This is a genomic window from Bermanella marisrubri, from assembly GCF_012295615.1.
GTDB lineage: Bacteria > Pseudomonadota > Gammaproteobacteria > Pseudomonadales > Oceanobacteraceae > Bermanella > Bermanella marisrubri.
Genome location: NZ_CP051183.1, coordinates 1,791,561 through 1,812,099, shown reverse-complemented (window position 1 = coordinate 1,812,099; position 20,539 = coordinate 1,791,561). Strand labels below are relative to the sequence as shown.

Below are 20,539 nucleotides of genomic sequence, written 5' to 3'. Positions count from 1 at the left end.
AAAATCCAGCAGAGAGGCTTGCCCTCTGTGGATTTATAGGTGTAGTCGTTTATCGCTTGGCAATAACGTCTTTCAATTTATCGCGCATCTTTAACACAGCTTCTTCGGTTTGCTCCCAAGAAATGCATCCATCAGTGATGGACTTGCCGTATTCTAGATCGTCAAGATTTGAGGGGATTTTTTGATTGCCAAATTGAAGATTTGACTCAATCATTAATCCAACGATTGACTTGTTTCCCTCTAGAATTTGATTTGTCACATTATCCATAACTAGCGGTTGAAGACCTGGGTCTTTGTTTGAGTTTGCGTGACTGCAATCTACCATGATATTGCTGGCAACTCCGGCTTTCTCCAGTTCTTGCTCGCAGAGTGCAACACTAACAGAATCGTAGTTAGGTTTGCCGCCGCCGCCGCGCAGCACCACGTGCCCATACTCATTACCTTTTGTGGTGACTACACTTACCTGCCCATCACCATTGATCCCCAGAAAACGGTGAGGGTTGGCGGTGGACTGAAGAGCATTGATCGCCACCGTTAGGCTTCCATCGGTTCCATTTTTGAATCCGACGGCACAAGAAAGGCCGCTTGCCATTTCTCTGTGAGTTTGGCTCTCAGTTGTGCGTGCCCCAATAGCAGACCAGCTAATTAGATCCTGCATATACTGTGGTGAAATAGGGTCAAGTGCTTCGGTTGAAAGAGGCAGGCCAAGCTCTGCAAGATCAATTAGAAGCTTGCGCGAGATGTGGAGACCATCTTCAATTTTGAAGCTGTCGTTTAAATACGGATCATTAATTAATCCTTTCCATCCAACAGTGGTGCGAGGCTTCTCGAAATAAACTCTCATTACAAGCAGAAGAGTGTCGCTTACTTTGGCTGCGAGATCTTTTAAGCGTTCAGCATATTCTTTTGCTGCTTTTACATCGTGAATAGAGCAGGGGCCAAGCACCAAAAACAAGCGAGGGTCTTTCCTGTCTAAGATGTTTTTTACTGCCTCGCGGCCGGCCTCAACTGATTGCAGGGCCTTTTCCGAGATTGGTAAGCTTTGCTTAAGCTGTTCTGGAGTGGTAAGCGTTTCTGTACGCTCAATATTTAAATCTTCAACCCGATTGTTGGTCATAGCGCTCTATATTCCGAAAATGCATTACGAATAGGCGCTATGATAGTTCAGTTGTTGGTATGAATTAAAGTCCTATGTCCATATTTGCATTATGTTGTTTATTTTTTTAATCGGTCATGGATTTCTTTATATTTCAAAACATCCTCTTCTGGGAAAACCAGCTCACTACCTTGCTTGACGCTTTTAATTAGATGCTCTCTTGCCCAGCGCTTAACGGTAACCTCGCTAACATCTAATAGCTGAGATACGTCAGTTGTAGTTAGTAATTTATCAGTCATAACAGGCTCCTTTCATGTGTTAACAGAAGTATAGACGTAAAATCTCCTGCTATGCTTATCAGGTAATTGGCATAGCGATGTAGCCATGATTAATCGGATATTGTTTGCGACTGACCTAGGTATTTATAACCCTTATCTGATGAGCCAACTTTCCGTTTTGGCCCACAGTACAGGTGCCAGGGTAGACCTGGTACATGCGATAGAGCCCATGGGAGTTTTTGCGGAGAGTATACTCTCTATTTACATGACTCCTGATGATCAAAAACATCTTCGTAATTCAGGGATGCCTCAGGTAATGGAGCACATAAGACAGCAAGTGCTCGACAGCCTTAAAGTAGAGATTGATGAGATGCCAAACAAATTTACTATCAGTGATGTGATCGTCGAGATAGGCCCTCCTAGTGACATTATCATCAAGCACGCGCGTCAGTGTAGAAGTGATCTTATCGTTATTGGTAGCCACAGTGGTCAGGGTGATGGGGAGGCTATGATAGGTTCTGTGGCAGGTAAGGTTCTTCGAAAGGCGTCAGTACCTGTCTATTTTTTACCTACCGCCTGCCTGAGGGAGGGTCTATAATTTAAATCATATAACGTAAATACCAGAAAAGTAGTCTAACGTTATAACTAATGAGTAAATAATGCGAAGTAGCATAATCTAGAAAATGCTACTATTGTTTTAGAGAATAAATAGTTTTCTATATATAACCTGAATCACAGCAGGGTGATGAGCCTGGAGGGCTTATGAAGCTACAGCAATTGCGTTACATCTGGGAAGTAGCGCATCATGACCTAAATGTGTCCGCAACAGCTCAAGTATTGTACACATCTCAGCCAGGTATAAGTAAGCAGATCCGCTTACTGGAGGATGAGTTGGGTGTTGAGATATTTGCACGTAGTGGCAAACATTTAACCAGAGTGACGCCTGCCGGCGAGGCCATCTTAAAGGTATCGGGAGAGATACTACGCAAAGTAGAGAGCATTAAGCAAGTTGCTCAAGAGTTCAGCAACGAGAATAAGGGAAGCCTGGCGCTTGCGACTACGCATACGCAGGCTCGCTACGCCTTACCTGCAATCATCCAAGAATTCATCAAAGAATTTCCCGAAGTTTCATTGCACATGCATCAAGGAACGCCGACTCAAATTGCAGAAATGGCGGCAGATGGAACGGTTGATTTTGCTATCGCGACGGAAGCAATGGATCATTTTAATGATTTGATCATGATGCCTTGCTATCGATGGAATCGCAGCATTCTGGTTCCTAAGAATCACCCACTGGCACAGCGATCTCAACCAACCTTAGAAGAAGTTGCAACTTTTCCGCTTGTTACTTATGTGTTTGGGTTTACTGGTCGTTCTCGCCTAGACGAAGCGTTTAAGTCAAAAGGATTAACGCCAAAGGTGGTATTTACAGCGGCCGATGCAGACGTCATTAAGACCTATGTTCGCTTAGGATTGGGTGTGGGAATCGTTGCTACTATGTCCATTGACCCAGAGAAAGATAATGATCTTGTAGCAATTGATGCCAGTCATTTATTTGAAGATAGTGTGACTAAGATTGGCTTGCGCAAGGGGACTTTCTTACGCGGCTTTATGTACGATTTTGTTAAGCGCTTTGCCCCTCATTTGGATCGTGCAACGATCGACAAGGCCACGCAGTGTCATAGCAAGGCTGAGCTTGATGAGTTATTTCAATCTATTCACCTGCCTAAACGATAGGGCAGGTGAATAGGGCTACTCTCAAGTAATAGAGGAGTGGTATTAACCCTCTTTACTGATAATGTTGCTCGAGTGGAGCCCGCATTCCTTGTGACCCTCATTCTCCCACCACCAGCGACCCTCACGCTCGTGTTGATTTGGCAGTACTGCTCTGGTGCAGGGCTGACAACCAATACTTATAAAGCCTCGTTCATGTAGCTTGTTGTAGGGCACGTCAAACATTTTAATGTAATTCCATACATCTTCAGAGGACCAGTTTGCTAGGGGATTGTACTTATAAAGTTCAATACCGTCTTTTGCGAAACTAGTGTCGTGTTGAAAGACTGGGATATCAGAACGAGTTCCTGGGCTTTGGTCTTTTCTTTGACCCGTTATCCAAGCATCCAGTGTACTTAATTTGCGCTTTAAAGGGGCTATCTTTCGAATGCCACAGCATTCCTGGTGGCCATCTTCATAGAAGCTAAACAACCCCTTGTCTTTTACGAAAGAATCCAGCACCTCTGCATTTGGGCTAATTATGTCCAGCTTAATATTGTAATGCTTTCGCACATCCTCTAAGAACTCATATGTCTCTGGATGTAGCCGTCCAGTATCCAAACAAAATATGTGGGCGTCAGGATTAATCTTCACAGCCATATCTACAAGCACAACATCTTCAGCACCACTAAAGGAAACGGCGATGTTCTCAAAGTTTTCTAAGCCGTGACGAATAATCGACTTCGGCTGTTCGCTCGCAAAGCCGTTATTTAGTTCGCTAACCTCTTCTTGTGTATATGTCATCTCACTGTCTCATCATTAAAAGTATCTATCGTACCACCGGCCACTTATAACCATAAATACGAATAAGTAATATTTTTGATGTTACTGGTTATATAAGTAGTAATTGAACCGTAATAGGTTTGCGGATAGAGTACACCACTTTTTGTAGCGATAAATATTAAGGAGTTTCCGTGGAGTTAGCATGTTTGGATCTTGAAGGAGTTTTAATTCCTGAAATTTGGATTGAATTTGCCAATAAAACTGGTATCGAGGAATTAAAAGCAACAACTCGAGATATTCCAGATTATGATGTTCTGATGAAGCAGCGCCTGCGCATTCTTGAGGAAAACGATCTGAAAATTGGTGATATTCAAGAGGTCATTGCAACTCTATCGCCACTTGACGGCGCAAAAGAATTTATCGATTGGTTACGCGAGCGCTTTCAGGTTGTGATTCTATCAGACACATTCTATGAGTTTGCAGCACCGCTAATGAAGCAGCTGGGATACCCAACTCTAATGTGCCATAAGCTTGAGGTGGATGACAAAGGTTATATTACAGATTACAAGCTGCGTCAAAAAGATCCGAAGCGTGAGTGTATTAAAGCATTTCATGGATTGAACTTTCGCTGCATAGCAGCCGGCGACTCGTACAATGACACAACTATGCTAGGCGAAGCGGATGCCGGCATCCTATTTAAGTCACCTACAAATGTTATCGAGGAATTCCCTCAGTTCCCCGCTGTTCATGAATACGAAGAACTAAAACAGGAGTTCATCAAGGCTAGTAATCGAAGCCTTTCTCTCTAAGAAATGGCTTCAATGAGCTTGGATATTTTGTCTAAGCTCTCTTGATACTCTTCTTCTCCTTCGGAGTCTGCGACAATTCCACCTCCGGCCCAGCAGGTTACAATGGAGTTCTTCTGATCAAATATAAACGATCGTATTAGAATATTGGACATTACCTTTTGGCTGCTGGATATGGCAAAGCATGACCCGCAATAGAAGCGGCGATCAAAATCCTCAAGCTCGTCAATTATTTCCATCGCGCGCGTTTTGGGTGCACCAGTGATAGAGCCACCAGGAAATGCATCCAGCAATACTCTCAAGTAACGCTCAGGTTCGACCTTTGCTGACACTGTGCTGACTAAATGATGAACAGTTTCAAATGTTTCAACCTCACAGAGCTTTTCGACGTTCACTTCATTTCCATGCTTAGAAAGATCATTTCTTAGTAAATCGACAATCATTATATTTTCTGATCGATCTTTTTCGCTCTGTGATAGATCTAGTTTATTTTTACTGTCTATCGCAAAATCAATCGATCTCGGGCGAGTGCCCTTTATTGGTTTTGTCGTTGCCTTTCCACCACTAAATTCAATGAATAATTCTGGAGACGCGCTCGCCAATTGACAATCACCTAAATCGAAATACGTGGCATAAGGTGCTTTCGCTGCGGCCTTAATCTTGCTGTATGCAGTTAAAGATGAACCGTTGTATTTACCGCGAAACAATTGCGTGAGATTTATTTGGTAGCAGTCTCCGCTATTAATGTAACGCTTGATGGAATCAAATTTATTTAGATATTGGGCTTTCGTCCATGCCGGTGTAATGTCAGATGTTAAATTAAATTCGCTCAGTTTGGTTTTTGAGTAAGCCTCTTCGTAAGTCTTTATAAGTTGTTCGGCCTTGACGTGACTCAACTCTGACCAATAAACCAAGTACCCGGCCTCTGCTTGGTGGTCAAATAAAAAGGCCCAAGTATATAAACCGTAAACCGCAATCGGTGGAGAGTGCTCTACGCAATTGTTCTTGCTCACGATATGGGATTCGCCAAGCTCATAACTCAGCAAGCCCAGAACCCCGCCAGTGAATGGAAAATCACTATCTATGGTAGGGAGTTTGTTAGCAAGTTTTGCGATATCTTCTTCTAATACATGTGCTTCTACTTTTTTGTGTAGAGTTATCCATTCAGTGGGGCTCGCAGAGATGATACTCCAGCGACCATTTGGATGTTTTGGGTTAGCACTTTCAAGCGCAACCAAGTGGGTTTCTCCCTTGAGCTGTTCGAGTAGAAATGATGTATCTGGTAAATAAGGGATGCTGAAAAAATCCGGTTTCATTAGAGCCTAATAAATGATCAGGTCGCCAAATCTAGATTGGGACTTATGTTTAAATTTACTGAGTATTATAAAAGATTTTCCAAACAATAAGTGAAAATTAAGACATTTTAGGCCCGCTAGATATGGTAAGCAGAGGTGTTTAATGTAACAATGCGTAACTTAAAATAACAATAATAGACATAATAGGCCAAGCAGTCACATGTTAGTTTTCGTGCTTGCATCCATGATTGGTTACACAATGATCACTGAGTTTCTTGAGGTTGAACCACAAGATAAAGGCTTGGTGTATTATCATACTGGCTATGGACAGCAAACCTTCCAGCACAAAGAATCAATCGAACCACTGTCTGAGTATCGGTTCAATAATGTTGTGCGCCAAGCTTACGATTACAGCTGTGGTTCAGCCGCACTAACAACCTTGCTTGATTTTTATCTTGGGCGAAATTTTCAAGAGCGACAAGTCATGGAAGGGCTGCTTCAATTTGGCGATACTGAAAAAATTGTCGAGCGTCGAGGATTTTCATTACTGGACATGAAGCGCCTAGTTACCGCCTTGGGCCACCCCTCTGGTGGATTTAGAGCGGAGCAAGAGGATTTAATTAAGTTAGACCATCCGGCTATAGCGCCAATCGAATATGCAGGTTTTAAGCACTTTGTTGTTATTCGCGGGGTAAAAGATGGGCACGTTTACGTAGCCGATCCATCTGTTGGCAATATCAGCTTTACGCTATCTCGGTTCATGCAGGTTTGGGATAGAAATGTTTTGTTTATCGTTTTCCCAAATGGTCACAAGCCCGTAGGCGGTCTTGAGATTCGAGATGAAGATATGCGTGTCATTGACGAGCGCACCTTCACAAAACTGGCTTTTCGAGAATTTAAAGATGTTTTTCCTGTTGATCATATGGGAGAGCCTAGAGTTATAGCGAACGAGCTGGCTCGCAGCAAGAATAATGCGTACTGGGTAGATACCGAAGTAGAAGGGAATGATGAGCTTGACAGTGAACTGATTATCCCTGGAGCAGACGGTTATGACCCAACGCGCGTGAATACCGTAAGCGGGGAAAGCCCGGTTAGAAAAACCATTCGATTCAAACGAAAATAATAATAAATTGGTGGTAATCGTGATTGTTAGAGTAATTGGAATACTATTTATTGCTGGGCTTAGCATGCCAGTGCTATCGGCTGATAAAAATGATGCACGAGAAGCATTGGCACAACAGGAAGGCGATAGCACTCAGGAAAAAAGCCTGGAAGAAGTATTTGAGGCCACCGAAAACAACTACTCGCTTATCAAAGAAGATCAAGTCTCACTCAGTTATAGTATGAGTTATAGCTATACAGCGGACCAGCGTCTAGATGTTGATATTTTAAATGGCCAGGTGCGTGCATTCGATGTCAATGCAAGCTCCACTCACAATCTGACTAACAACTTCAATATTGATTATGGTTACGCCAACAACCTAACCGTAGGTGTCACGTTGCCGCTCGTATCAAAATACGACTCAAATGATTCAATTAGTGGCACGGGTTTAGGGGATGTATCGATTAATGCTCGCTGGCAACCTTATGCTTATATCCCTGGTGAAATGACAAAAACGGTGACTGGTTCTTTTAAAACTAAAACCGGTGATAGTCCGTTCACTACCGTCGGAACCTCAAGACTACCAACAGGCAGTGGTTACTATTCATTTAGCGGCGGCATGTCTATTTCAAAGCTAATTGATCCGGTTATGCTTTTTGGTTCGGGAAGTATTTCTTATGCACTTCCAGAAAAAGACATTAACCAAGTTCGTGGAGGTGCATTGTTAGATAGAGTAGAACCCGGTGTTTCCGCTTCATTCTCTGGTGGTTTTGCATATTCTTTGTCTTATGATGTATCTCTCACAATGTCCTTTCAAGGTAGCTATACAGACAAAACAACCTACGTATTTCGTCAAAGCGGTGAAACACGCAATGAAGCTGTTAGCGCGGCTACTATGTCAGGCATCCTTAATATGAATTTAGGGTTGCGCGTATCGCCAAAAACCATCACCAATATAGGTGTTGGCTTTGGGATGACCGACGATGCACCTGATATCTTACTTAGCCTTTCTATGCCAATTGATATCAATGGCTTAAAAGCGAAATCTTCATAAGTGGTAGTTCTGACGATGCGCTTTTTGTTTATAGCTTTTTCTGTATTGGTTGTACTTACTGGCAAAGCTCATGCCCAGCTTGGACAGTCCATGTTGATTGACCCGAAGGCCTTATCACTTGGTAACGCCGTTACTGCAGATCCACCAGGCATAAACTCTATTCATTATAATCCAGCGGGCTTAACAAAATTAGATGGCCGGCAGATTTCGGTGTCGCTACTTAACGTCGTTCTTAAATCAAGTGCAAGTTTTGACATTCCTGAAGGATATGGTGTCGACGAAAATGGCAACGAAACGAATGAGCTTCTGGATTTCAGAGATGACCCGGTAGTCGGACAGGATGGAGAAGCTATCGCAGGTGCATACATTCCACATGTAGGCATCTTCCCATTGCACCTACCTGTACTTGCTCTTCCAAATGGCGGTATTTCTATTAATCCTCCAGGATCAAAGTTTACTTTTGCAACGGCCGCCTATATGCCCATGGTGGCAGGTTTTGTAAAAGAGGGGACTGATCATCCGGGGCGCTATCAAGCAAAAGAGTTGGCATTGCAACGCTTAACCTACCTTTCTCCATCATTTGGTTACAAAGTCAACGACGAGTTTTCTGTTGGTGCAAGCTTCCTTTTATCTCACCAAGGTTTTGCGATTGAGCAGGATGCTCGCGGGGTGAATATTTTAATGGCTGCCACTGAACTACTGCAAGACGCTTTTGGCTGCGCTGAAACTGGAGGTGGTGGTAATGATCCGTTAGTCCCGTTTATTTCCTTGTGTGGTGGTAGGGTAGGTCCATATCGAGATATTGGGACCCTAACAATGAAGTTAGAGAATTCAATGTCTACCTCTTATAACTTAGGCATGCTTTGGGAGCCAACAGACTGGTTTGCTTGGGGTGCAAGTTATCAGAGTGAAGCAAAGGATCAGCTTTCAGGCGATTTTGAAATGGAATATTCGCGGGAGTTTGCGGGCTTTTTTAGTCAGTTCCGTAGTTCTATTTTCGGCGCAATCATTGGTGCCATGTTCCAGTTACCTACGGGTACACCAAAAGAAACAGGCTATGTAACGACTGAGTTTACCTATCCACAGCATTTTCAAACAGGTATAAAATTGAGATTCTTCGACCGTTTGCAAATAAATGTAGACGCAGGCTGGACAGATTATGATGAATGGGATTACTTCTATTTTGAATTTGATCGCCAACTAGACTTTTTGAATGCTGCAAAAATCCTAGCTCCGGGGGAGGTGACAGGCAGTACTCTTAAGCAGTTTTTAAATTACGAAAGTGTTTGGAGTTATGGTTTTGGTTTGGAGTACCAATTAAGCTCGCGATTAACCGCTCGTTTGGGCTATGAGCCTCGTCAAACATCAATCCCTGATAATCGACGCAACGTGATGGCCCCCCTAGGTTTTGCTGAAATGTATGGTGTTGGCTTTGGCTATCGCTGGGATCTAGATACTGAGATTGATTTGTCATTATCCTTCCTAAAAAGTGAAGAGTATATTTATGCAGACGACCCAAGTGGATCTTTAAACCAAGACTGCTTAACCTGTATTGTTGCAAATCCTTATGCGGGACTCGATGTTAAAACCGAGCTGAGCGTTGCAGCAGCAGGTATAACATTCCGAACAAAGTTTTAATTGATGAAAACGATTATTCTAGTTCTCATATTCGTCGCTTGTACTGGCTGCGCAAGCAATAATCAAGGACGTGAAGACGGCTTTTACACTTGGGTTGATTCTAGCGGGGTTGTTCGAACTCAAGAGCGGAAACCTCAATCAAATGCCAAAGCAAGCAAACCAGCAAAAATCAATAAAAGATCAAACGACTTCGACCCAAATGACTTTACACCATCTGATCAAATAGACGACCGCCTAGATGGACAAAAACTCTATTCTTGGATGGAAAATGGTCGCCAGCAGATTTCAGAGGAAGCGCCTCAGTCTGCAAATAGTGAGTCAATAAATTCGCAGGAACCTAAATTAAAATTTAGCATTAGTCGGTCAAGGCTGAGTGATAGTAGTCCTCTGAAGCAAGGTAAAATATGGCAGCACCCTGACGTGCTTGGAAGGGAGATTCGCCTTTCTCAGTATTATTCTTATAGCGATCGTCTACAGCGCGACTATTTGCTCATTGATCTTTATAACCTCACTGCACGAAACCTTACAATCAGGACCTTTGCTAAAGACCAAGCACTAGCATTTCCACATTTCATACAGCTGGACAATAAACTCAACATTATTTCAGAACAAGAAATTAACTGGGAAGGGTATAATCATGAGTCATGGAGCACATATGGCTACCTAAAAGGGAGTCTACAGTTAGCCCCTCAAATTGCCTTTTTATTAGTCATGACCCGAACCGATGCTGGAGCAATGGAGGTTGATGGTAAGCTCATAAAATTGGTCGATTTGGGTTCAATAGAAATTTCAAGTAATGACTAAGCACTTTGATATTCAAACAAGCAGCATTAATGACATTGTTGTGCACATATATCGCTCGTCAAAGCCATCGCAAGACATGAAGCGCTTATTTTGCATACATGGTGCTGGCGTGGCAGGTCGCACAACCTTTGATTACATTATTCATTATCTTTCTTCTTATGACGAGGTTTTAGTACCTGACCTTCCCGGTATGGGTGAAAGCCCTGATACCGCTCTGCCAACTCCTACAATCGCAGATTATATGTCATGTATGATTTCTACATTAAATCACTGTGGCTGGAAGCAGTTTGATTTATGCGGATATTCTCTAGGTGGACTGATTGCAGCCAAATTAATAGAGAGCAATGAGCAAACAAAGCAATTCGCAATCAACAATAGAACTCTAATTGAGCCCGCATTATTTGATGACAGCAATATAAATAGAACGCGTGATTTTCGACAGCAATACAAGAACATCGCTAACAAAATATTAAATGAAGGCGATATTCAAGAAAATATATTGAGTTTTTTAGATTTGGTTTCTCCTAATAGAAGTAAAAACCCGAGAGCCGATAACCTTGCGATTAGGCGCCTAGGACAGCGCCCAAAAGGCTTCGCGCAAGCACTTCATGCGGTTGCCGAAGAATCTGAAATAATTGATAGAGACTCTTTGATAGAGATGATCCAGCCTGTGACTGTTATAGCAGGCCAAAACAGTTACCCTAAAATGCTCGACTTTCACACACACCTAAGTCAGCAGCAAGCCAATTGGAGTTTTGTCCTGTTGCCCAGCTGCGACCACTCCATTCCATATCAAAAGCCTAGGCGCGTGGCAGAAATACTAGACAATTAATGGTTTACTAAATTTTACGACTTAGATTACTGTCCAACATAATCTTGGTTGAAATTTCTTCAACCGACAAATCTGTTGTATTCAAGAAAGGAATAGACTCTTGCTGATAGAGCATTTCCACTTCTTCTATTTCGTAATAACACTGATTAAGTGAAGCATAACGACTATTTGCCCGACGCGTATTGCGGATAGCTGCAAGGCGCTCTGGATCAATTGTCAGGCCAAAAAGCTTCTTCTTATGTGCTTTAAGCGGTTCCGGAAGAGACAGTTGATTCAAATCCTCCTCAGTTAACGGGTAATTCGCGGCTTTTATGCCAAACTGAAGGGCAAGATAAAGGCAGGTTGGGGTTTTGCCTGAGCGAGAAACACCGACCAGTATAATATCTGCTTGATCGTAATACTTGATCCGACTGCCGTCATCATTGTCGAGGGCGTAATTCACCGCGTCAATCCTAGAGCGGTATTTATCATTATCAGCGCCAGCATGAAACTTACCTACAGAGTAGGATGAGCCCATACCTAATTCTTGCTCAAGTGGATTTAAAAACGTAGAAAAAATATCCACATTAAAGCAATTGGCTTTTGAGATGGTTTCCCTTATTTCTTGATCTACAATAGTATCGAATACAATGGGTTTATTACCGCTTGTCTCAGCTAGGGCGTTTATTTTTTCTACAACCTCATTGGCCTTGGTCAAATCATTAATATAAGGCAAGGTAGATTGTTCAAACTCTATACTCTCAAACTGTGCCAACAGACTGTGTCCAAGGGCTTCAGCTGTAATCCCAGTCCCATCGGAGATAAAAAACGCATGTCGCTTCATATTTAATAACAACCTTTCGATTCATGGCGCGAATTAGAGTACTATACCCCACCAAAGTTAAAGGTACGACTACGGAGGCTCGTTTTGAGTAAGCACGTTATCTGGTTGGATCAGCTCGGTTTGGGTGACGTTGATAAAGTAGGCGGAAAAAATGCCTCTCTTGGCGAGATGATCTCGCATCTAACGAAACTTGGCGTCACGGTTCCAAATGGCTTTGCAACCACTGCAGACGCATTTAATGAATTTTTGGCTTACAACGGCTTACCAAAATTAATAGATGACCAGTTGGAAAAACTGGATTCTGCTCATCTTAGCAATCTGGCTGAAGTAGGTAGTGCCATTAGAAGTGCCATCACTGGCGCTAAATTTCCTGAAAAACTAGAGCAAGGTATTCGCGAATGCTATGAAAAGCTTGGCGATGGCAACGACATTTCCGTGGCGGTACGGTCATCAGCCACAGCAGAAGACTTACCGGATGCATCATTTGCTGGTCAGCAAGAGACACATCTTAACATTTCTGGCATTGATGCCGTATTAGCGTCTGTAAAAGAAATTTATGCCTCGCTATATAACGATCGCGCCATTAGCTACCGCATACACCAGGGCTACCACGGACAACAAATAGCCTTGTCTGTGGGCATCCAAAAGATGGTACGCAGTGACATTGGCTCTGCTGGTGTCATGTTTACTCTAGATACAGAATCCGGATTTGATGATGTTGTATTTATCACCAGTGCTTATGGCTTAGGTGAGACCGTGGTTCAAGGCGCGGTTAACCCAGATGAGTTCTATGTACACAAACAATCCCTAAAGGAAGATCGACCTGCCATTTTACGACGTAGCCTTGGCGCGAAAGCCATAAAGATGATTTACGGCGAAAATGAGCCGGTTGAAACGGTTCGAGTTGATCGCGAAGAGCGCTTCAAATTCAGTATTACCGATAGCGACATTTATGACCTTGCCAATCAAGCACTGCTAATCGAAAAGCATTATCAGCGCCCAATGGATATTGAATGGGCCAAAGATGGTGATGATGGCAAGATTTATATCGTGCAAGCTCGTCCAGAGACAGTAAAAAGCCGCAGCGATAAAAACGTCATGGAGCGTTATATCCTAAAAGAGACTGGCAATGTTCTGTGTGAAGGCCGCTCAGTTGGACACAAAATCGGCAGCGGTCCTGTTAAAGTGTTGAAGCAGATCGACCAAATGGAAACCATCAACGAAGGCGACATTTTAGTAGCTGACATGACCGATCCTGATTGGGAGCCTGTCATGAAGAAAGCCAGCGCCATCGTAACCAATCGAGGTGGTCGTACATGTCATGCTGCGATCATTGCTCGAGAGCTTGGTATTCCCGCTGTTGTTGGTTGTGGCGATGCCACCGACATACTTCAACACGGCCAGGAAGTTACAGTATCCTGCGCTGAAGGTGATACAGGGTTTGTCTACGAAGGTAGCCTAAACTTTGAACACAAAACGAATTCTGTTGGGAGTATGCCTGAACTACCGTTTAAGTTAATGATGAATGTTGGCAACCCTGATCGAGCGTTTGCTTTCCAGTCACTGCCAGGCGCAGGTGTCGGACTGGCACGATTGGAGTTTATTATCAACCGCATGATTGGCGTGCACCCTAAAGCGCTTCTCAATTTTGATAGCTTGCCCGAAGAGATAAAACTTACCGTACAGCGTCGCATGGCTGGTTACGATGACCCTGTCGACTTCTACGTTGAGAAATTAGTAGAAGGCATCAGTACACTTGCGGCTGCGTTTAAAGATAAGAAAGTAATTGTGCGTTTATCCGACTTTAAGTCCAACGAGTATGCAAACCTCATTGGTGGTCGCCTATACGAGCCGGAAGAGGAGAATCCAATGTTGGGTTTCCGCGGTGCTTCACGATATATCAGTAAGACTTTCCGTGACTGCTTTGAGTTAGAATGCCGCGCACTGAAAAAAGTACGCAATGAAATGGGCTTTACCAATGTAGAGGTAATGGTGCCATTTGTTCGTACAGTCGGCGAAGCAAAGCAAGTAGTAGATTTACTTGCAGAGAATGGACTAAAGCGCGGCGAAAACGGATTACGTATCATAATGATGTGTGAACTACCGGCAAACGCTCTTCTTGCCGATGAGTTCCTAGAGTACTTTGATGGCTACAGTATTGGCTCTAACGATTTAACTCAATTGACTCTAGGGTTAGACCGTGACTCAGGGGTTATAGCGCATCTATTTGATGAGCGGAACGAAGCCATTCGTAAACTCTTGGAAATGGCAATTACGGCCTGTAAAAGGCAAAACAAATACATTGGTATTTGTGGTCAAGGACCGAGCGACCACCCGGATTTAGCACGATGGCTGATGGAGCAGGGTATCGATAGCGTCTCTTTGAATCCCGATAGTGTGCTTGATACTTGGTTCTACCTAGCCGAAAAACCGCAATAGAGATCAGCAATGAAAAGCAGTAGCGATCTGTTTCCAGTATCTTTAATGAAGGCTGACGTATTAGACGACACTTATATTGAAGATACCTACTTATTAAAGCCTAACAATAGCCCGGATCAGACCGTCCAAATTGCGGTCACCCGGTTAGGATATTACAATTCGGAAGGCGCCCGTGGCATGCCCGTTATTTTATTTCACGGTGCATTTAGCAATCGCAGTTGCTGGATGCAGCCTGAAGAACAAGGTGTGGCAAAAACGCTTTTGGATAATGGTTTTGATCCTTGGATGGTAGATCTCCGAGGACATGGTGACAGCCCCGTCAATCAGCAGTATCAAAACAATTCTCTTGAGGCATATGCGCAATTCGACTTGCCCGCCATACAAGCATTTGTTTACGAGAAAACAGGGCAGCCAAGCATTTGGACTGGTCACTCTTGGGGCGGAGTTCTGATCGCCACCGCCGTGGCCGGCAAATATTTAGATGAAAGCAAAATAAAAGCGCTCGTTCTGCTGGGTAGCCAGGTGACTCGATACCCATTTGCTTTACGAGTTCCGTTTTTGAGAATCACAGCTAAAATTATCGCTACTATAAAACATCAACATTTTGCTCCAGCATTGGGACCAGAGGCTGAACCAAAAGGTGTTGCTAAAGAATTTATTCGCTGGTCTAGCTTATGGCTTGGTTGGCGTGACAGCAAAAAACAAGCATTAAAAAAATCCTGGAAGGCGACACGCCTGCCAATATTAAGCGTTGCTGCCAGTCGTGATCGTAGCGATCCTCCGAAGCATTGCCGAAAGCTTATTAATTGGGTTGAGCAATCAGTAAAAAAGGACTTTATTGTAGCAGGCAAGGCAAGTGGCTTTGACACCGAATATTCGCACAGAGACTTAATTGCGAGTAGCAAAGCGCAAACAGAATTATGGCCAAGGATTATTCATTGGCTCAAAGAAGTCTAATTAAACACATTTCTCTGAATTCATAAGGAGCTAGATAATGACTAATTACGTAACACCGGATTTATGCGATGAGTATCCAGAAGTTGAAGTTCTTGAGCCAATGTTCAATAACTATGGTGGCAGAGAATCCTTTGGGGGCGAAGTTGTCACCATTAAATGTCACGAAGACAACTCGCTGGTAAAGGAGAATGTTGATAAGCCAGGCCAAGGTAAAGTCATGGTAGTCGACGGCGGTGGCTCTTTGCGCAATGCTATGCTGGGTGACATGCTGGCCGAAAAAGCAGCTAAGAATGGTTGGGAAGGTATTATCATTAATGGTTGTATCCGTGATGTTGATGTCATCATGGAAACCAATCTCGGAGTTCAGGCGCTTGCGACAAACCCGCGTAAAACAGAGAAGAAGGGCATTGGCGAAATGAACATTCCTGTAAAATTCGCAGGCGTTCACATTAAGCCAGGTCAATTCATTTACGCAGACAACAACGGCATTATTGTTTCAGATAAAAAGCTAGAAATGCCAGCATAAGATCTTTTATATTTTAAACGCTAAATAAAAAGCCCGCTATACGCGGGCTTTTTGGTTTTTAAAAATCTAAAAAGTTAGACTAATCTCTATAATTTATCCAAACCGTTATGGATTTCAATTGAGGCTTGGCATTTTGCAACAAGCCAATAGCTTCTTTCGTTCGAGTTGTTAAAGCATCAATTTCGGCTTGGTATGCACCTGGCATCATCTCCAAAGACTTATAACGTGCTAATTCTGATTTGCTTTGATCCAGAAGTTTTTCTACCGCCTCGCCAATACTATTTTGTGTTGTATGAATCGCAAGTTTCTCTGCCAACATCGCAGCATTTTGGATGGATCCCCACTTAAGCTCGATGGCTTCGCGCGCCATTTCTTTACTGATGGGTTTAAAGCGTTCAGTCATATCTTCTTCGCTTAAATGGCTAGTGGCATTTTTTAAGTCTTCTGTAATAAAGTAACGACGACTTTGAGGTGCTAGGTAGCGATTTAATTCTAAGCGACCTGGACCATTGGCTTTGAAGTCGAAATAGCATTCAACAACAGCTGTACCGTTGGCAAGTTTGTCATCTTCAAATAGCGCGCATGCTGTATATGCATTACCTGCAGCCTCTAGATCGTCAAGCATGCCGCGCATCCAAGGGTGGTCCCAAGAAATAAATTCAAGATCCTCACGCAAAGCTGCCTTGTTTCGATCAAATGTAATGGTCGCGGCTTCTTCTTGAATGTCATTCATAAAAGAGAATGGGCAATTTTCACCAGGACGAACAACAAAATTGCCGGCCCCAGCTGTTTCGATGTCAATGTGACTATGATCGAAAATATCGAACAACGCATGGCGCAGCGTATCTTGCTCTTCATCCAGTTCTTTAATTGAATCGAGCAGTGGAGATACACGATCCTTCGAAAAAGAATGCTGCTCTAACAGTTTATCGCGACCTTGTTCTATTTCGTCTAGCAGCTGAAAACATGCTTGCTGGCACTGCATAATAACCGCTTCGGCATTTTCACCGGTTTCCAGCATATCTTCTATTTCATAGGAATAAGCTTCATAAATCGGCGCTGCAGCAGGGTTTGGTTGATTAAAAAGATCTAAGCCATGGTGATAAAGTGCCGCTAAGCGAGATTGCTCTGAACGAGACTGCAAAGGAATATGCACATATATATCACTGCCTTGACCGATTCGATCCAAACGACCTATGCGCTGATCTACCAAGTCAGGGTGGCTGGGTAAATCATATAGCACCAAGTATTTTGCGTGTTGGAAGTTACGACCTTCACCGCCGATTTCACTGGAAACCAAAATCTGCAGGCCATCGGGCTCAACAAACTGTGCAGCAATTTGATCGCGTTCAATTAAGCTGTAGCCTTCATGGAATGCGCCCGATTCGATTAATGTATGCGTATTAATGAATTCACTTAAATCACGCGCTTGCTCTGCCTGCTTACATATAATTAGGACTTTTTCATCACCAAGGGATTCGAGCCATTCCTTCAACCATTCTTCATGGGACTGATCTTTTAAGTGATGAAACTCTATATGGCGCTGAGGAAAGCCAGCGATGGAACGGCGAGTATTTCGGTAAACCATACGGCCAGTGCCATATCGATCCGACATCCAGTCTACGAATTGCTGCTCATCTTTTCCGTTTTCGACATAGTCGTTGGCGAGCTCGCTAAGACGTTGGTCATCCAATGCTTCTATGTCTGCAAGACAAGCAGCCAGGCCTTCCATTTCAATACGATCAACCAATTCGCTGACGAGGGCATACTGCTTTTCTTCGTTAAGAAATTGCTCTAAATCTGGGAAACGCAGAGGATCTAGCAGGTGCAAGCGCGCGAAGTGACTTTCAACGCCAAGCTGCTCAGGCGTTGCTGTTAATAATAAAGCACCAGAGCTGACTTTCGATAATGCCAGTGCACTGCGGTACGCCTCGGATTGCCATTGCAGGCGATGACTTTCGTCGATCACCATCATATCCCATTGTGTGCTTAACGCTTGTTCCATGTACTGACTGTGGGTTAGCCAGTCAAAATTACAAAGGGCTACTTGGACTTGATTGAAAGGGTTTGAACCCTCTTGGTTTTGACAGAATTCATCATCAATCAGTGTACAGTTCAAATTGAACTTACGGCGCATTTCTACAAGCCACTGATTGACGAGAGACGCTGGTACGCAAATTAAGATGCGCTGAGCGCGACCGGATACCATCAGTTGATGAATAACTAGCCCAGCTTCAATGGTTTTACCTAGACCTACCTCGTCAGCCAACAATGCACGAGGAAGAGGCATCGACAAAACCTGTTGTGCCACATCAAACTGATGGGGTACAAGATTGATCTTCGGTCCTACAAAGCCATAGCTTCCGCGACCTTGATGTTCAATCATAGATCGGTCTAGCTTTTGATAAAGGTTTTGCCATTTATAACTACCCAGCTGACCAGATTTCAGGCGGTCGAGCGGGGAGACTTTACCTTGGTCATCAGCAATCATTATTTCGCTAATACTATGATTGCCATCGTAGTGATATTCAATCAAGCCATCGACTTCTTCAGAACTGGAGACGCAAATAAACTCCCCAGTACGGGTTTTTACTGTATCGCCTGGCTCAAACCGACATCTCAATAAAGGAGTGGTATTAGCTGAATATAATCGAGTGGTTTCACTCAAGGGAAACTCAATTGTGATCTGTCGGTTTTCATAACCGGTGACGACACCTAAGCCGAGCTCTGGCTCGGCAAGGCTTACGTAGCGCTGACCTTCAATGTACTGTGGCATAAACCTCTCCAAATAATGGCGCGCATTTTAACACTAGCGAAAGCGAGTCACATCCCATAAATAGCCAATTCATACTTACATTGCTGGCATGTATTGATATATGGGAAAATAAAGCCAAATATTGAAGAGTTATTGATCTATGTTGTCGTATATCGAACCCGTTTTTCGTCCACCCAGTGAAGCTTATTCCCTGATTTTACAGGTTACCAACGGCTGCTCGTGGAACAACTGCACGTTTTGCGAGATGTACACACAAGAGCAGAAAAAGTTTAAAGCACGAAAAGAAGAAGAGGTTGAGCAAGATATCATCAACGCAAGTAAGATGATTCAACCTTTTGAGAAAGTGTTCTTAGCGGATGGCGATGCCATGGTTTTACCCATGCGTCGCCTAAAGGCTATTTTGCAGAGCATCAAGCAGCACATGCCATGGGTGAAGCGCGTATCTAGCTATTGCTTGCCAAGAAACCTGAAAAAGAAATCCGTAGATGATCTCAAAGAGCTTCAGGCCCTGGGTCTGGATATGCTTTACGTTGGTTGTGAGTCTGGCGATGATACAGTGCTGGAGAAGGTGAATAAGGGAGAAACCTACGAAACCCAAAAAGATGCTTTGCAGAAAATTCACGCTGCGGGATTGCGCTCATCGGTCATGATCTTGAACGGTCTGGGCGGACCAAAACTAAGTGAGCAGCATGCTCTTAATAGTGCGCGATTAATGAATGAAACCCAACCTCACTTTCTTTCAACTTTAGTTGTTAGCTTCCCTTTGGGTGAAGATCGACTAAAGCAAGGTTTTGATGGCGATTGGGAGCTCATGGACCAGCATAGTCTGTTCTTAGAGCTAAAATATTTCATTGAAAACCTAGAACTCGAAAACACCGTATTTAGAAGTGATCATGCGAGTAATTATCTACCCTTGAAAGGCACCCTCGGTAAAGATAAGCAGCAAATGCTGGATCAAATTCAAATGGCACTGACTCAGCCCGAAAAAGTGAGATTGCGCCAAGAATGGCAGAGAGGCCTATAAATGTCGCTTTTAGAAACCTTATCAAAGCAGCTAGGGCGCTTTGATGATATTGACGAGATCAAGCGTCCGCCGATAGAGCAATGGAATCCGGAGCTTAGCGGTGATATAGACATTCAAATCAAAGCTGATGGCACTTGGTGGCACGAAGGCACGCAATTCACCAGAGAGAAGCTGGTTCGTTTATTTAGTACCATTTTAAAAAAGGAGGGTAGTGAATACTTTTTGGTTACACCGGTAGAAAAGTGGCGAATTCAAGTCGAAGCCCATCCTTTTGTGGTCATCATGGTTCAGTTCGAAGGCAATAAAATCCATTGCGTGACCAATGTAGGCGATGCTTTCACTGTTGATGGTGACCATGCCATTGAGTTAGATCATGAAGGCATTCCCCATGTGCAGGTTCGCGATAATCTGACTGCACGCTTCAATCGCAATGCATTTTATGAGCTAGCCAGTAAAGCTAAAGAGAAAGATGGCGTATTTTATGTAAAAAGCAGTGATTTACACTATTGTATTGGGTAGCTTTTGTGCGGTAAGGTGGAGGGCTGATCAAAATATGTTCCACGGGGAACAAATATTAAACAGTTATTAAAGTT

General features: G+C 43.5%; 19 protein-coding genes. 13 read left to right on the top strand and 6 right to left on the bottom strand.

What is annotated here, in order from left to right; translation table 11 throughout:
• Nucleotides 1-49: 49 nt before the first annotated feature.
• Complete coding sequence (locus HF888_RS08285) at nt 50-1,117, bottom strand: 3-deoxy-7-phosphoheptulonate synthase (protein ID WP_007016805.1); 1,068 nt, start codon at nt 1,115-1,117, stop codon at nt 50-52.
• Between the two features lie 98 nt (nt 1,118-1,215).
• Nucleotides 1,216-1,395 carry a helix-turn-helix domain-containing protein gene (locus HF888_RS08280; protein WP_007016804.1) on the bottom strand — a complete coding sequence of 60 codons (180 nt, stop codon included), beginning with the start codon at nt 1,393-1,395 and terminating at the stop codon, nt 1,216-1,218.
• Between the two features lie 85 nt (nt 1,396-1,480).
• Between HF888_RS08280 and HF888_RS08275 the strand changes: the two genes are divergently transcribed.
• Entirely contained in the window at nt 1,481-1,972 is a 492-nt protein-coding gene (locus HF888_RS08275) for a universal stress protein (RefSeq protein WP_007016803.1), read from the top strand.
• A 164-nt stretch (nt 1,973-2,136) separates the two neighbouring features.
• Nucleotides 2,137-3,111 (top strand): HTH-type transcriptional regulator CysB, encoded by a 975-nt coding sequence (cysB, locus tag HF888_RS08270; RefSeq protein ID WP_007016802.1) that lies wholly within the window; start codon nt 2,137-2,139, stop codon nt 3,109-3,111.
• Between the two features lie 42 nt (nt 3,112-3,153).
• Here the strand turns inward: cysB and HF888_RS08265 are convergent, their stop codons facing one another.
• The gene (locus HF888_RS08265; RefSeq protein ID WP_007016801.1) at nt 3,154-3,891 is read right to left on the bottom strand and encodes a phosphoadenylyl-sulfate reductase; all 738 of its coding nucleotides are present in this window, start codon (nt 3,889-3,891) and stop codon (nt 3,154-3,156) included.
• 170 nt (nt 3,892-4,061) lie between these two features.
• Between HF888_RS08265 and thrH the strand changes: the two genes are divergently transcribed.
• The gene (gene thrH / locus HF888_RS08260; RefSeq protein WP_007016800.1) at nt 4,062-4,679 is read left to right on the top strand and encodes a bifunctional phosphoserine phosphatase/homoserine phosphotransferase ThrH; all 618 of its coding nucleotides are present in this window, start codon (nt 4,062-4,064) and stop codon (nt 4,677-4,679) included.
• Here the strand turns inward: thrH and HF888_RS08255 are convergent.
• Nucleotides 4,676-5,992 (bottom strand): anthranilate synthase component I family protein, encoded by a 1,317-nt coding sequence (locus tag HF888_RS08255; protein ID WP_007016799.1) that lies wholly within the window; start codon nt 5,990-5,992, stop codon nt 4,676-4,678. The genes thrH and HF888_RS08255 overlap by 4 nt on opposite strands.
• A 199-nt stretch (nt 5,993-6,191) precedes the next feature.
• Here HF888_RS08255 and HF888_RS08250 point away from each other — a divergent pair, with 199 nt between their 5' ends.
• The 5 genes from HF888_RS08250 to HF888_RS08230 all read left to right on the top strand — a co-directional run bounded on the left by HF888_RS08250 (nt 6,192) and on the right by HF888_RS08230 (nt 11,401).
• Nucleotides 6,192-7,094: a C39 family peptidase gene (locus tag HF888_RS08250; protein ID WP_007016798.1), complete on the top strand. Its 903-nt coding sequence runs from the start codon at nt 6,192-6,194 to the stop codon at nt 7,092-7,094.
• Between the two features lie 64 nt (nt 7,095-7,158).
• Complete coding sequence (locus tag HF888_RS08245; protein WP_007016797.1) at nt 7,159-8,127, top strand: hypothetical protein; 969 nt, start codon at nt 7,159-7,161, stop codon at nt 8,125-8,127.
• A gap of 15 nt (nt 8,128-8,142) precedes the next feature.
• Nucleotides 8,143-9,765 carry an OmpP1/FadL family transporter gene (locus tag HF888_RS08240; RefSeq protein ID WP_007016796.1) on the top strand — a complete coding sequence of 541 codons (1,623 nt, stop codon included), beginning with the start codon at nt 8,143-8,145 and terminating at the stop codon, nt 9,763-9,765.
• A gap of 3 nt (nt 9,766-9,768) precedes the next feature.
• Nucleotides 9,769-10,569 (top strand): hypothetical protein, encoded by an 801-nt coding sequence (locus tag HF888_RS08235; protein ID WP_007016795.1) that lies wholly within the window; start codon nt 9,769-9,771, stop codon nt 10,567-10,569.
• Nucleotides 10,562-11,401, top strand: a complete 840-nt coding sequence (locus HF888_RS08230; protein ID WP_007016794.1) for an alpha/beta fold hydrolase — start codon at nt 10,562-10,564, stop codon at nt 11,399-11,401. Before HF888_RS08235 ends, HF888_RS08230 begins: the two co-directional genes overlap by 8 nt.
• Before the next feature lie 7 nt (nt 11,402-11,408).
• Here HF888_RS08230 and ppsR read toward each other — a convergent pair whose 3' ends face one another.
• The gene (ppsR, locus tag HF888_RS08225) at nt 11,409-12,224 is read right to left on the bottom strand and encodes a posphoenolpyruvate synthetase regulatory kinase/phosphorylase PpsR (protein WP_007016793.1); all 816 of its coding nucleotides are present in this window, start codon (nt 12,222-12,224) and stop codon (nt 11,409-11,411) included.
• 84 nt (nt 12,225-12,308) lie between these two features.
• Between ppsR and ppsA the strand changes: the two genes are divergently transcribed.
• Genes ppsA through rraA form a run of 3 tightly spaced genes read left to right on the top strand, consistent with a single transcriptional unit; the run spans nt 12,309 to nt 16,146 of the window.
• On the top strand, nt 12,309-14,663 hold the full coding sequence (gene ppsA, locus HF888_RS08220; protein WP_007016792.1) for a phosphoenolpyruvate synthase: 2,355 nt from the start codon (nt 12,309-12,311) through the stop codon (nt 14,661-14,663).
• A gap of 9 nt (nt 14,664-14,672) precedes the next feature.
• Entirely contained in the window at nt 14,673-15,620 is a 948-nt protein-coding gene (locus HF888_RS08215; protein ID WP_007016791.1) for an alpha/beta hydrolase, read from the top strand.
• 37 nt (nt 15,621-15,657) lie between these two features.
• Entirely contained in the window at nt 15,658-16,146 is a 489-nt protein-coding gene (rraA, locus tag HF888_RS08210) for a ribonuclease E activity regulator RraA (RefSeq protein WP_007016790.1), read from the top strand.
• Nucleotides 16,147-16,225: 79 nt separating this feature from the next.
• On the opposite strand, the gene HF888_RS08205 is transcribed toward rraA, so the two are convergent.
• A complete protein-coding gene (locus HF888_RS08205; RefSeq protein ID WP_007016789.1) occupies nt 16,226-18,922 on the bottom strand; it encodes an SNF2-related protein in 2,697 nt (898 codons plus the stop codon).
• A 139-nt stretch (nt 18,923-19,061) separates the two neighbouring features.
• On the opposite strand from HF888_RS08205, the gene HF888_RS08200 reads away from it, so the two are divergent.
• Both HF888_RS08200 and HF888_RS08195 read left to right on the top strand, forming a co-directional pair.
• A complete protein-coding gene (locus tag HF888_RS08200) occupies nt 19,062-19,946 on the top strand; it encodes a radical SAM protein (protein WP_007016788.1) in 885 nt (294 codons plus the stop codon).
• Nucleotides 19,947-20,465 carry a DUF1285 domain-containing protein gene (locus HF888_RS08195; protein WP_007016787.1) on the top strand — a complete coding sequence of 173 codons (519 nt, stop codon included), beginning with the start codon at nt 19,947-19,949 and terminating at the stop codon, nt 20,463-20,465. It abuts the gene before it with no gap.
• The last annotated feature ends 74 nt before the right edge of the window (nt 20,466-20,539 follow it).